This window comes from Dyadobacter sp. 676, assembly GCF_040448675.1.
In the GTDB taxonomy this organism is placed as follows: Bacteria; Bacteroidota; Bacteroidia; order Cytophagales; family Spirosomataceae; genus Dyadobacter.
On sequence record NZ_CP159289.1, the window covers coordinates 6,096,917 to 6,110,339 of the forward strand.

6 protein-coding genes are annotated in these 13,423 nt (G+C 53.2%); 5 read left to right on the forward strand and 1 reads right to left on the reverse strand.

Features of this window, described 5'->3' with window-relative positions:
- Positions 1 to 101 precede the first annotated feature (101 nt).
- The 3 genes from ABV298_RS26795 to ABV298_RS26805 all read left to right on the forward strand — a co-directional run bounded on the left by ABV298_RS26795 (position 102) and on the right by ABV298_RS26805 (position 7,089).
- Positions 102 to 3,671 carry a TonB-dependent receptor gene (locus tag ABV298_RS26795; protein ID WP_353719208.1) on the forward strand — a complete coding sequence of 1,190 codons (3,570 nt, stop codon included), beginning with the start codon at positions 102 to 104 and terminating at the stop codon, positions 3,669 to 3,671.
- A 26-nt stretch (positions 3,672 to 3,697) separates the two neighbouring features.
- Positions 3,698 to 5,476 (forward strand): RagB/SusD family nutrient uptake outer membrane protein, encoded by a 1,779-nt coding sequence (locus ABV298_RS26800; protein ID WP_353719209.1) that lies wholly within the window; start codon positions 3,698 to 3,700, stop codon positions 5,474 to 5,476.
- 92 nt (positions 5,477 to 5,568) lie between these two features.
- Positions 5,569 to 7,089 carry an FG-GAP-like repeat-containing protein gene (locus ABV298_RS26805; RefSeq protein ID WP_353719210.1) on the forward strand — a complete coding sequence of 507 codons (1,521 nt, stop codon included), beginning with the start codon at positions 5,569 to 5,571 and terminating at the stop codon, positions 7,087 to 7,089.
- A 166-nt stretch (positions 7,090 to 7,255) separates the two neighbouring features.
- Here the strand turns inward: ABV298_RS26805 and ABV298_RS26810 are convergent, their stop codons facing one another.
- On the reverse strand, positions 7,256 to 11,401 hold the full coding sequence (locus ABV298_RS26810; protein ID WP_353719211.1) for a T9SS type A sorting domain-containing protein: 4,146 nt from the start codon (positions 11,399 to 11,401) through the stop codon (positions 7,256 to 7,258).
- Positions 11,402 to 11,927: 526 nt separating this feature from the next.
- Between ABV298_RS26810 and ABV298_RS26815 the strand changes: the two genes are divergently transcribed.
- Together ABV298_RS26815 and ABV298_RS26820 are read left to right on the forward strand one after the other, a co-directional pair.
- Positions 11,928 to 12,461, forward strand: coding sequence for a YceI family protein (locus tag ABV298_RS26815; RefSeq protein ID WP_353719212.1), 534 nt, complete (start codon positions 11,928 to 11,930; stop codon positions 12,459 to 12,461).
- A gap of 132 nt (positions 12,462 to 12,593) precedes the next feature.
- Entirely contained in the window at positions 12,594 to 13,412 is an 819-nt protein-coding gene (locus tag ABV298_RS26820) for a helix-turn-helix transcriptional regulator (protein ID WP_353719213.1), read from the forward strand.
- The last annotated feature ends 11 nt before the right edge of the window (positions 13,413 to 13,423 follow it).

Below are 13,423 nucleotides of genomic sequence, written 5' to 3' on the forward strand. Positions count from 1 at the left end.
CATCACCAACCCGAAGTTCATCCCCAATTCGAATACATCCGTTACCAGCGGATGGAGGACTCGTTTTGCCCATTTTCCATGTTACAAAACTTAGTAAAGTTATGAAAAAATTGTATCCTAACTATGCTTATTGGCAGATCCTTATGAGATTCAGTTGTACGCAACTCATCATTGCTGCACTCCTGACGACCGTGGCCTTGGCTGGTGTTACCGAAGCGCAGGAGGTCCTGAATAACCGTGTTACCATCCAGATGCAGAATCAGGACGTCCGTAAAGTATTGTCAGCGATTGAAGACCAGGTTAAAATAAAATTCCTTTACAGTTCCAATCTGATCAAGGCCGAAAGGAAGGTAAGCGTGAACATCCAGCAGGAACAGCTTGGTACTGCATTGAAAACGATTCTGACGCCATTGGACCTTGATTTCGAGGTTTCGGGCAAACAAATCATCCTCAAACGGGTAAAGTTGCCGATCGAAAGGCTCAACCCGCAAAGCTACAAATCGGTAGCCGTCGACCGCACTATTTCCGGTGTGGTAACCGACGCCAGTGGGTCTAAGCTGCCGGGTGTTTCGGTGGTCGTGAAGGGAACCTCCCGCGGCACCGGTACCGATGCGGAGGGTGTTTACAAGATCGACGCCCCGGATGGCAATGTGACACTGACGTTCAGTTTTGTGGGTTTTACTTCGAAGGACGTGGAGGTAGCCGCAGGCCAGAGCACCCTCGACGTTACTTTGACGCAGGACGAAAAACTGCTGAACGAGGTAGTCGTGGTAGGTTATGGTACCGCCAGCCGCAAGGATCTGACCGGCGCCGTATCCATTGTGAAAGTTTCCGAACTGACCGAGCAGCCCAACTCCAACCTGAGCAACCAGCTGCAAGGCCGCGCCTCGGGCGTGACCGTCCTTACTTCCGGTCAGCCTGGCCAGGCCCCGCAGATCCGTATCCGTGGTATCAACTCGTTTGGCAACAATACGCCGTTGTTTGTGGTGGACGGCGTGCCGACCCAGGATATCAACAACCTGAATCCGAACGACGTGGCCTCCATGCAGGTATTAAAGGATGCCGGCTCAGCTTCTATTTACGGTTCGCGGGCTTCCAACGGAGTGGTGATTATCACGACCAAGCGCGGCCAGGGAAAGGTGAAGGTGAGCTACGACATGTTCTACGGAACGCAGACCGTCCCCAAAGGCAATGTGTACGATATTTTGTCGCCGCAAGGTATGGCCGACCTGAAATTCCTGGCACTTAGAAACTCAGGGGCGGCGATCAACGATCCGCAATACGGTAGCGGCGAAACACCGGTTTTGCCCGACTATATCGTACCTACCGGCGCGAAAGAAGGGGAGGTTGATCTTTCCAAATATTACGTTAACCCCAATTATACCGATAAAGCGGACATGGACTCGTTCTACCGCATTGTGAAGGCTAATAAGCAGGGTACCGACTGGTTCCATGAAGTGTTCAAGAATGCGCCGATACAAAGCCACAACCTTTCAGTGAGCGGCGGCAGCGAGCAGGGCAATTACCTGTTCTCCTTCAACCATTTCAACCAGCAGGGGAATTTGATGAACACATACCTGAAACGCTATACGCTTCGCGCCAACAGCCAGTATAATGTAACCAAAAACATCCGCGTGGGGGAAAACATCGCCTTGACGCTGGTCAACAACCCGCGTACCGGCATTCTTGAAGAGGGCGGCGGTATCGGTATGGCTTTCCGGATGCAGCCGATCATTCCTGTGTACGATGTGCAGGGCAACTATGCCGGCTCGTTCGGTAGCGGTTTAGGAAATGCGAAAAACCCCGTCGCGATCCGCGACCGCGCGCGCAACAACAAGGGACTGACCAACTCGCTGTTCGGTAACATGTTTGCGGAAGTGGACTTTCTCAAGGGTTTCAATTTCAGGACGAGTTTCGGTGGCAGCATGTTCAGCTATACCGAGAACACTTTTTCCTATCCGGAATGGGAGAACTCCGAAAACGTAACGACCAACTCGTATTCAGAGCGCGTAAACTCGGGTTATAACTGGACCTGGACCAATACTGTTACCTACGAGCATTCTTTCAATGACAAGCACAATGTAAAAGTGCTTCTGGGTACCGAGGCTTATAACAGCATTTACCGCGAAGTAGGCGGTTCGACACAGAGTTATTTCTCCTTTGACCCGAATTACACCAGTCTTTCTACGGGTTCAGGAACGCCTACCAACTTTTCTAACCGCTCGGCGGACGCATTGTTCTCCTATATTGGCAGAATCGACTACAATTTCAATGATAAGTACCTGTTAAGCGGAACGTTGCGTCGCGACGGTTCCTCACGGTTTACGTCGCAATACGGCTGGTTCCCGGCTGTAAGCGCGGGCTGGCGGATCAAGGAGGAGGAGTTTATGAAAGCAGCTACCTGGCTCACCGACCTGAAAATCCGTGGTGGGTGGGGTATCATGGGTAACCAGTTCAACGTGGATCCCGCCAATGCATTTACGACGTATGGCCAGAACCGCAGCCATTCGTTCTACGATATCAAAGGTACAGGCAACAGCACTGTGCTCGGTTTTCAGCGTACCCGCGTGGGTAACCCGAATGCGAAATGGGAAGGAAATATCAACTCCAACATCGGTATCGACGCGTCGCTGTTTAACGGGGCGATCGATTTCACGATCGATTACTATCAGAAAAACATCGACGACCTTTTGTTCTCGCCCGAACTCGCCGGAACGGTCGGACAAGGTACCGCACCTGCGGTGAATATCGGTAAAATGAAAAACAATGGTATCGATATGTCTATCTATGGCGAGAAAACCGTAGCCAAGGACCTGAAACTGAATGCTACCCTGACGCTTACAACCTACAATAACAAGATCGTGAAGATTACCGACGGTGTGGATTATTTCGACCAGGAAGGCCGCCGTTTCAATGGCAGCACCATTGTGCGTAATGCGGTAAACCATTCCATCGGTCAGTTCTTTGGATACAATATCGTTGGTTTCTGGAATTCACAGGCCGAGATAGACCAGGCGAACGCGCAGGCGGCTGAACGTACCGGCAACCCGGCGGCGGTGTATCAGAATGAAGTGAAAGTAGGCCGGTTCCGCTACCAGGATGTGAATGGCGACGGCATTGTCACTGCCGACGACCGTACTTTCCTGGGCAATCCGAGCCCCAAATTCAGCTATGGTCTGAATATTGGTGCTACCTATAAAAACTTCGATTTCGGCATATTCCTTTACGGTGTGCAAGGCAACCAGATCTGGAACAACCTGAAATGGTGGCACGACTTCTACACGAACTTCCAGGGGGCGAAGAGCAACACCGCATTGTACGACTCATGGAGGCCCGATCACATGAATGCGACGGCACCCATCCAGGAGAACACCGGTTCGTTCAGTACCACCAACGTGCCCAACTCGTATTACGTCGAAAACGGCTCGTATCTGCGCGCCAAAAACGCTCAGATCGGCTACACTTTGCCGAAGAGCCTGACCCAGGCCCTTAAAATCGATCGCCTGCGTGTGTATGTGCAAACCGCTAACCTGTTCACGATCACCAAATATTCCGGCCCTGATCCGGAGGTAGGTCAGAGCCAGGTGGCCGGTTCCACGGCATTCGGGTTGGACGAAGGGGTTTATCCGAACACCCGCCAGTTCCTGGTTGGTTTAAATCTGACATTCTAATTCACTGTATATAAAAACAGAAAGAGATGAAGACATTGAGATTTTCAAAAATAGCGCTGGTTGCGATTTTCGGGTTGATTTCCTATTCCTGTAAGGATAGCTTTCTGGACAAGCCTGCATTGGGCTCCCTGAGCGACGCCCAATTGAGCACCAAAGCCGGTGTACAAAGCTTGCTTATAGGGGCATATGCGGCCCTGGACGGAAACGGGGTAGGGGCTGCCAACGCCTGGGACGCGGCTGCCGATAACTGGATTTACGGCAGCATTGCCGGCGGTGACGCCAAAAAAGGCAGCGACGGTGCCGACCAGCCGGGTATCAACTCCATTATGATTTACAGCGCAGGCCCCAGCAATGGGTTTTTCAACAGCAAATGGCGGGCTGCCTATGAGGGTATCAACCGTGCCAATACTGTACTGAAATTCATTCCGCTCGTGACGACCGGCATTACCGACGCAGAGAAGACCGACTACGCCGCCCAGGCCCGTTTCCTGCGCGGGCATTACTATTTTGAGTTGAAAAAAATGTTCAACATGGTGCCGTGGGTGGATGAAAATACGCCCGACCCGGCCGCTGTAAAGAACGATGTCGATATCTGGCCGAATATCGAGGCTGATTTCAAGTTTGCAATGGATAATCTGCCGGCCACGCAGCCGGAGGTGGGCCGTGTGAACAAATGGGCGGCTGCGGCTTACCTGGCCAAAACATTTTTGTATGAAAAGAAGTACAACGAGGCCAAAACGACCTTCGACCAGGTGATCGCGTCGGGTGTGACCAGCAATGGTCTGAAATATGATTTGTTGCCCAAATACCAGGACAACTTCGATGCTGCGCAAAAGAACCTGGCCGAATCGGTGTTTGCGATCCAGATGGCAGCCAACGACGGGACCAACACGATCGACAATGCCAACACCGGCGGTATGCTCAACTTCCCATACAACTCGCCGTTCCGTTGCTGCGGATTCTACCAGCCCAGTATCGACCTGGCAAATTCGTTCCAGACCGATGCCAACGGTTTGCCCAAGGTAGACAACTACAATGTGACGACCCTGAAAAACGACATGGGTATCAAATCCGAGGCCGCATTTACGCCGGATGCCATCACGCCACTCGATCCCCGCATCGACTGGACAGTGGGTCGCCGGGGTATCCCGTTCCTTGACTGGGGTAACCACCCGGGCCAGACCTGGATCCGCGATCAGAGCTACGCCGGGCCATATTCGCCCAAAAAGAACATTTACTGGCAAGCTACCCAGGACAAATATTCGGACCAGCATTCCTGGGCGCCGGGAACGGCTATCAACGTGCAGGTGATCCGTTTTGCCGATGTGCTACTCATGGCGGCCGAAGCGGAGGCACAGCTCAACAACCTCGCTAAGGCACAGGAATATGTGAATCGCGTTCGCGCACGTGCTGCGAAGCCCGAGAGCTGGGTGTATACCTATATAGACCCTGACAAGCCAATGGGCGGTTTTACCAAAACACCTGCCGCGAACTATAAAATCGCGCAATACCCTGCCGGTGCTTTTGCGGCGAAAGGTAAGGAAGGCGCGTTGGCTGCTATTTATTTCGAACGCAAGCTGGAACTTGCTATGGAAGGCCACCGCTTCTTCGACCTTTCGCGCTGGGGCATTGCCGAACAGACCCTGAACGCCTACATCGCGTTCGAAGGCAAAATCACGCCCGATGTACGTGGAGGGAAGTTCCAGAAAAATGTGAATGAGTATTACCCGATTCCACAGCGGCAGATCGACCTTAGTACCAAAAACGGGGTGTCCTCACTGAAACAGAATCCTGGTTACCAGTAAACAAGCTAATACCAAATGGTGGCGATCTTCGCCTAGAGAGGCAGATATTAACTGCCTCTTTTTGTTTATAATAGAGGATTATTGTTTCAAATATGAAATTTTCGAAATGGCTTCGGGGGCTGTCGCCGGCTGTCTTTCTGGCGGCGGTGTGTGTGCAGGCATGCGGGCCGGCGGGGCGGTCGCGCGAGGCGGAGCTTACCGGCGAACTGGCAGAAGGAAAGGACGCCGCAAGAAAACACTGCGGCACCTGCCATTTACCGGTAGAGCCCGCATTGCTCGATAAGGACACCTGGAAGAACCGCGTGTTGCCGGTGATGGCGCCCTATTTCGGGATAGAAGTGTGGCAAAGGAACCAGTATTTCGCCAACGAAGGTTCTGCGATGCCCATTACCGAATGGATGAAAATAGTGGCTTACTACGATTCCCTCGCGCCCGCGCATTTGCCCGCTGCGCGCCCGCCCGTGCAAGGGGATTGGGCTGGTTTCAGTATTAAGAAACCAGCAAACGACACAACACGGCTGGCTACCACGACGATGGTGGCCATTGATTCGGCCGCCGATGCTATTTATACAAGCAGCTCCGAAGTGCCCGCATTGCTTCGCTGGGGCCGGGCGTTTGACAGGAGAACGGCATTGCCGTTAACTTCCCCTGCTATGCATATGCTGTTTGCCGGCCAGCCGGTGGTAACTGCGGTGGGCGAAATGCGTGCTTATGATGTTTCGAAAGGTGGGTTGTACCGGTTGGGGACTTCCGGCAACGCGGAAGCTTCACCGTTTGCGACCGGCCTCCGCAGGCCGCTGCATACCTCAGAAGGCGATTTCAACCGCGACGGCAGGACCGATTACGTGGTGTCCGAATTCGGTCACAACCAGGGCGGCTTGTACGTGTACAGGCAAAGGGAGGCGGGGGACTTTGAGAAACTGCCTGTACGCGAAGCGGCGGGAGCTACGCAGTCGGTTACCGGCGATTTCAATGGCGACGGCTGGACAGATATCATTGCCCTCTTCGCACATGCGCAGGAGGGTATCTGGCTTTTTATCAATGACCGGAAAGGTGGTTTCTCAGAAAAGCCGTTGCTACGGTTTCCGCCGGTTTACGGCTCGTCCAGTTTCCAGCTCGCCGATTTTAACCGCGACGGCCAGCCCGACCTGCTCTATACCGCGGGCGACAACAGCGATTATTCGCGCATTCTGAAACCTTATCACGGTATTTACATTTTTTTGAACAAAGGAAATTTTCAGTTCGGGCAAAGCTGGTTTTTTCCAGTAAATGGCGCAACCAAAGCTATGGCCGCCGATTTTGATGGGGACGGCGACCCGGATATCGCTTCCATCGCATTCTTCGCCGACCTCGCCGATAATCCCGGTGAAAAGTTTTTGTATTTCAACAACGAGTCGTCAAACGCCGGTTTGAAGTTTCAGTGTGTTTCACCGCCTATTGCCCGCTACGGTCGCTGGATTTGTATGGATGTAAACGACTGGGACGGAGACGGCGACCCGGATATTGTTTTGGGTAACTATTCCAAAGGATTTTTAAACCAGGAGGAGGTAAAAGCGGACTGGAATGTGTATTTGCCATTTATAGTCCTGAGCAACGACCACAAACCGCATTGAACATCCGACCAGAACCCCATTTGCTCAAACCATACCTGACTACATTTGACTATACCTGACCATCCCTGACCACCCCTAACAACACCTGACCCCCCCCAAACCAAATCCCGCAACACAAAAAAAGCACAGACCAGCCGGCCTGTGCTTTTCGCTTTACCAAGTACTATTACCTAACTATGACGATCTTTTGGACGCTTTCGCTGCCGTCGGTCAAGATCAGTTTGACCGAGTACACACCCGGAGCGAGTTTGCTGATATCGAGCCCTTCCGAGGTTACCGACTTGCGGTCGAGTACTTTTACGCCCGCCGCATTGTGCAGTACCACTGATTTCACATTCGTGAAATTCTTGAATTTCAACCGGTCGGTTGCGGGGTTCGGATAGGCCGCCAATAGTCCGGAAGCCTCGAACTTCGTATCCTGAATGCTGCTGTAAGCGAATGTTGCGTCTTTATCCACCATTTTCAGGCGATAATAGTTGATGCCTTCGGCTGGTGCATTATCGACGAAGTCATACTGTTTCAGCGTATTGCTCTCTCCGTGCGACGCTTTTATACCGATAGTCGTCCAGTGACGTGCGTCCGTGCTGCGCTCGATTTCGAAGCGATCGCTGTTGGTCTCTTCGGTGGTTGCCCAGTTCAGCAGGGCAATACCCTTCGCACCATTTCCTTCCTTTTTGACGCGGAACGAAACCAGCGTGACAGGCAGAGGTTTGACGAACAGCGTACCCACTGCCGAGGTAAGGGTACAAATGTCGCTATCGCTGTCGACAATGACACGGTACTGGTATCCGTCCCACGCCGTAGTGAATGGTGTAAGAGACAGTGAATCGGTGGCAGCACCGGAATAGGTTCCGTTGGCATCGGTTGCGCCACCCGGCGCAAGATTGGTCCAGGTTGTTCCGCCGTCGGCGCTAACCTGCCACTGGTAGCTCAGCGTACCGGTACCGGTAGCGTCTACCGTGAACGAAGCGGAGATACCTACCTGGGTTGTCTGCATTTGCGGATCAGGCTGTGTAAGCTCAATATCGCAGAGTGTGGCTGTCACGCAGTTGGCTCCGTCGTTGCTGTTGGATGGGACCGATGTGGACATAAAGCTGGCCGAATTGTTGACCGGATCTATTTTGTAGAACCGTCCCGTATTGTTATGGAATGCGTAGAGCTTGCCGGTCGCATCGGCGAAAACAGCTCCAAAACCGCCATTATTGGCAGGTAATCCGGCGATTACCTCACCCACGGCCACTTCGCCCGTGAGTGGATTGAGCGTAGTGATACGACCGTCCGCGTTAAAGCCATACATGAGCTGTGTAGACGGCAGGTAAGCGAAATCGAATGCGCCAAATGGTGCGCTTACCGGAACTCCGTAGGTCGGCCCGGCCTGGACTGCGAAGCCGTTGGTCGGGTCGACCAGTTTCAGGTAAGTTGAAGGACGGTTCGGATCAACATCGATCACATAGAAACTGGGCTGATTTGTCTGATAAACCATCATATAGCCGTTGGGCAATTCCACGCCGACGTTGAAGCCACCGGCCGCGGGCAGGTTGGCGATCGGGTATTCCACGGTACCACCTTCGCGGTCGATCTGTACAATGCTATTGGTTCCGTTTTTGGTCGCCCACAGCATATTGTCGGCGGAGTTGTAGATCAGCGAGTTTACGGTCATCGGGAGCGGGGCGATTTCGGTACGGGCGCCAGTGCTCACATTGTATGCGTAAAGTGTTGAAACAGGTTCTCCGTCAGCGGCCGCTACCTGGTAGGTAATGCCATCGGCACAATCGAAAGGCAGGTTTTCCAGAATGGAGTTCGGGCAGCTGGCACCGTCGTTGCTGTTCGAGGTGATACTTGTCGAAAGCAGGGTGGAGGTGGCTGCGGTAGGGTTGATGCGGTGGAATGTGCCCGGATCGTTGGCGAATGCGTAAAGCTTCCCGCTGGGGTCAGCGAACACCGCACCGAAAGTGGTATTGGTGGGCAAGCCCGCTACGACAGCTCCCACGGTCGTCGCACCGGTAACATGGTTGAGCGTCACCAATCTCGCAGTCGTTGTTTCCACGCCGTAAACAAGCCCGGTTACAGGTTCATACACAAGGTCGGCCACGTTGATAGCCGCGCTCAGTGCATTGCCGTAAGTAGGGCCGGTTTGCAGCGCATAACTGTTGGCGGGATCAACCAGGCGCAGATAAGTGGACCGCGCCGGGTTGATATCGATTACATAGTAGCGCGGCTGATTGCTGCTGTAAACCAGCATATAACCTCCCGGAAGCCCGGTGCCCACATTGAAGTTGGTGGGAAGGTTGGCGATCGGGTATTCCAGCAATGTGCCGTCGGCTGCGATGCGGACAATCGAGTTCGTGCCGTTTTTGGTAGCCCAAAGCGTATTGTCTATCTCGCTGTAAATAAGCGAATTTACGGTTGTGTTAAGCGGCGCGATCTGTGTTCTCGTGCCGGTGACCACATTATAGGCATACAGCGTTGAAACAGGTTCTCCATTCGCTGCCGCAACCTGGTACGCTACCCCATCTTCGCAGGTAAACGGCGTCAGACAGCCCGTAATCGTAATAGGTTGGCTCACAGGCCCAGAACAGCCGTCATTTTCGTAACGCGCATAGTACGTGCCTGCGGGCGCCTGTGTGGGATCGGCCACGAGCGTTGCGGCCGAAGGCGTCGCCGAGGTGTAGAAACGCAGTGTGCTACCGGTCGGCGCAGGACCAGCTACCAGTCGGTTGAGGTCATAGGTCGTTGCAGGACAGATCGGTGCGTCGGTGCTGGCGACAAGCGCAGGCGAGCCGGGAATCGCGAACACGTTCATCGTAGCGGACGAAGAGTTGGTCGTACACAGGTTGCTGGTTATCACACAGCGATAGCGGTAATTGTTCCAGGCGGTTGTGGTGGGTGTTACGGTAAGCGTAGCGGTGCCGCCACCGGAGTAGGTTCCGTTAGGACCTGTAAATGGCGTTGTCTGCAAATTGGCCCAGCTGCCGCCGCCATTGGTGCTTTGCTGCCACTGGTAGGTAAATGGCCCGTTACCTTCGGGGGCAACAGTGAATGTCGTGGAGTTGCCAGGGCAAAGGGTTACGTCGGCCGGGACAACCGGAATGTCGGTATCGCATTCCACGAATGCGTTGGGGCAGCTCGCGGCGTCGTTTCCGCCCGATGGCGGGCTGGTCGAGAGCAAAGTAGCCGTATTGGCAACGGGATCGATGCGGTAAAAGCCGCCGGTGGCGTTGTTGAATGCGTACAGTTTGCCGGCTTTATCGCTGAACATACCGCCATACGCGGCATTTGGCAGGCCTGCTACCGGCGTTGCGTTGGTGGTAACGACGCCTGTAACGGGGTTAAGCGTAGTAATGTTGCTGCTGGGCGTGATACCATAACCCAGACCGGTCGAAGCCAGGTAGGCTATATCCGACGAGTTAAAGCCGGCGGAGACAGATGTGCCGTAAGGAGCTCCGGTTTTCGCGGCATAGCCGTTGGCCGGATCCACGAGTTCAAGGAATGTGGGACGGGACGGGTCGACGTCGATGACATAAAATTCCGTGGCGTTGCTGGTGTACACGAGCATATAGGCATTGGGTAGCTCCACACCCACGTTGTAGCTTACCGATGGCAGGTTCTGAATGTCATAGACAACCGTTCCGGCTCCGGCTCCGATACGGGCGATGTCATTCGAATTGGTAACGGTCGCCCAGAGAAAGTTGTCGGCTGCGGTACTGTAAATCAACGAATTCAGGTTATAGGGAGTAATACCCCCGATCTGGGTACGGGTGCCAGAGCTCACATTGTAGCTGTACAGCGAAGATTCCGTCTGGCCCGATGCGATCGCTATCTGGTAGGCGATGCCGTCGAGGCAGCCGAATGAAGTTTGCTGGCCCATCCGGAAATTCTGGTTCTGCATGTTGCCCGTCTGGTTGGTGAGAGCAATTTCACCCAGCAGCGGTGCATTCGCCTGATTGGCCGTGTTGCTGGCGCCCACCACGTCTTCGGCAACATAATAGGTGCCCGGAATGCGGTTGCCTTTCGGATTGGTGGGCGTATTGGTAAGTACGAGTTTGTGGCCCGTCAGGTTGTTGGGCAGGCCCGTGAACGAATAGCCACCGGCAGGGCCCACCTGCGTGGAGGCGATAACGGCGCCGGACGCATTCACGACGTTGACGTACATCGTGCCGCCAAAATTGGTGCCGGTCTCCCCGGCATCGACGATCCCGTCGTTGTCGGCATCGATCCAGGCGGTCCCCGAGATGTTGACCGCCGCAGCTGCTCCATAGCACAGCACCCCGATGAGCAGGAACAGTGCTCTGATCCATAGATTTTTGTTCATAAGCAAGCGTTTGAATTAGGTGAAAAAAAGAAAAAGGGATTTGTTGACTCGATATCCATGGTGTGTCAGGCGAGCCCGGCGGCAGCGCCAGTGTTATTGACGATGGGTGTCTTTTCCTTTTACAGGAGGATGATCCGACTATTGAAGCCGTAGGCAAATATCGAACTAAATAGAAATGAAACACGATTTGAATTGTAGAATCGTTTCTACAAAATCCTATTGGAAATCTAAGCGATTTTAGATATGGAAGAGGGTAAAAGCCGGGATTTCCAAAAAGGCAGGGGCGGATGTGCTTCCCGAAAAACAGCTAAACGCGCAGCCTTAAGCGGGCCGAAGAATCCCGAACCGGAACAGATAAAAACCCGCGCTATACACAGGTATAGTGGTAACCTCGGGGTAAGCAGTCGATCTCGCGTGCCGTAGGTGCCTATTTTTGTATCACCGCCCGGCTCGGGGGCTTGGCTGTCGGAGCAGCTTCGGTGAGGGCCGGGTGTGATGTATTCATACCACCAAACACAATGAAATCATGTCAAAGACAACGTGGAATGTAGATGTAGCGCATTCGGAAGTTCAGTTTAAAGTAAAACACCTCGTTATTTCAACCGTAACCGGCTTTTTTCGCAATTTCAGCGGCACGGCGTTGACGGACGGCGACAGTTTTGAAAATGCCGACGTCAATTTTACGATCGACGTCAACAGCGTCGATACCGGCCAGCCGGGGCGCGACGAGCATTTACGCAATGCCGATTTTTTCGAAGCCGAAAAATATCCCGAGTTCCGTTTTGTTTCGACCTCCCTCAAAAAGGACAAAGGCGATGTGTACAAGCTCGTGGGTGACCTGACCATCAAAGGCATTACCAAAGAGGTGGAATTCACTGCCGAATACGGCGGCACCGAGCGCGATCCCTGGGGCAACACCAAGGCCGGGTTTGAAGTGACAGGCACAATCGATCGTAAGGATTTCGGGGTGACATTCAACTCGCTGACTGAAACCGGCGGCCTCGCATTGGGGGAAAATATCAAGATACTGGCCAATATCCAGCTCGCGAAACAGGCATAACAGCCATTATTTAGAGTAGCTGACGTGCGAGAGGGTGTCCCGGTTCGGGATACCCTCTTTTTCCTGGTAAATGGTTTTTGATTTAATTTGCATACCCTATTAAATTACTAGAATATTTCCCGGCCCGTTTATATGCAAATTGAGATTAAGAATAAACTGAATGACAATGAGTTATTCCGGATCAAAAGAATGAAGGAGGTGATCAAGACCACCCGGCCGCACGGCCATAAGGAATACCTCGAAATCATCTATCTCACACAGGGCGAAGGACTTCATCAAATCGACCACCACCGTTTTCAGGTGCGCGGCAACAGTTTATACCTGGTGATGCCCGGCCAGATCCACAATTGGGAGCTTACCTCCATTCCAAAGGGGTTTGTGATCATGGTGCAGAAGGATTTTCTGCTTGGACATCCGCTGTACGATGCCCTTTTCCAGAGCTTCCCGCTGACCTTCCACAGCGGCTACCACCTCGAACAGACCGGCGCAACGGTACAGGGCATTTTCGAAAGCATCGAAAATGAACACGCCGGGCGGCAGCCGAACTACGAGGCTGTTATCCAGACTTATCTTTTGTTGCTTTTCAATCTTTTGAAGCGGGAAATGCGCAGTAGCACCGACGCTCAGCCGGAGCCGCCATTGCTCAGATCGTTTTTTGCCATGGTTGGAACACATTACAGAACCGTACACGAAGTGGGCTGGTATGCCAGCCAATTGAATGTGACCACCAAGACGCTGAATACCCACTGCCGCAAGTTTCTGTACAAGACGGCCGGTGCGGTGATCGGCGAGAAGCTGTCGGCCGAAAGCAAGCGGTTGCTGCTGTACTCGCAGGCCAATCTGGGCGAAATCGCCTATGAGCTGGGTTTTACCGATCCCTCGCATTTCAATAAGTTTTTCAAAAGGCAAACAGGCGTATTGCCGAGCGTTTACCGGAAAGGCATTTCCTGAATATACCAGTT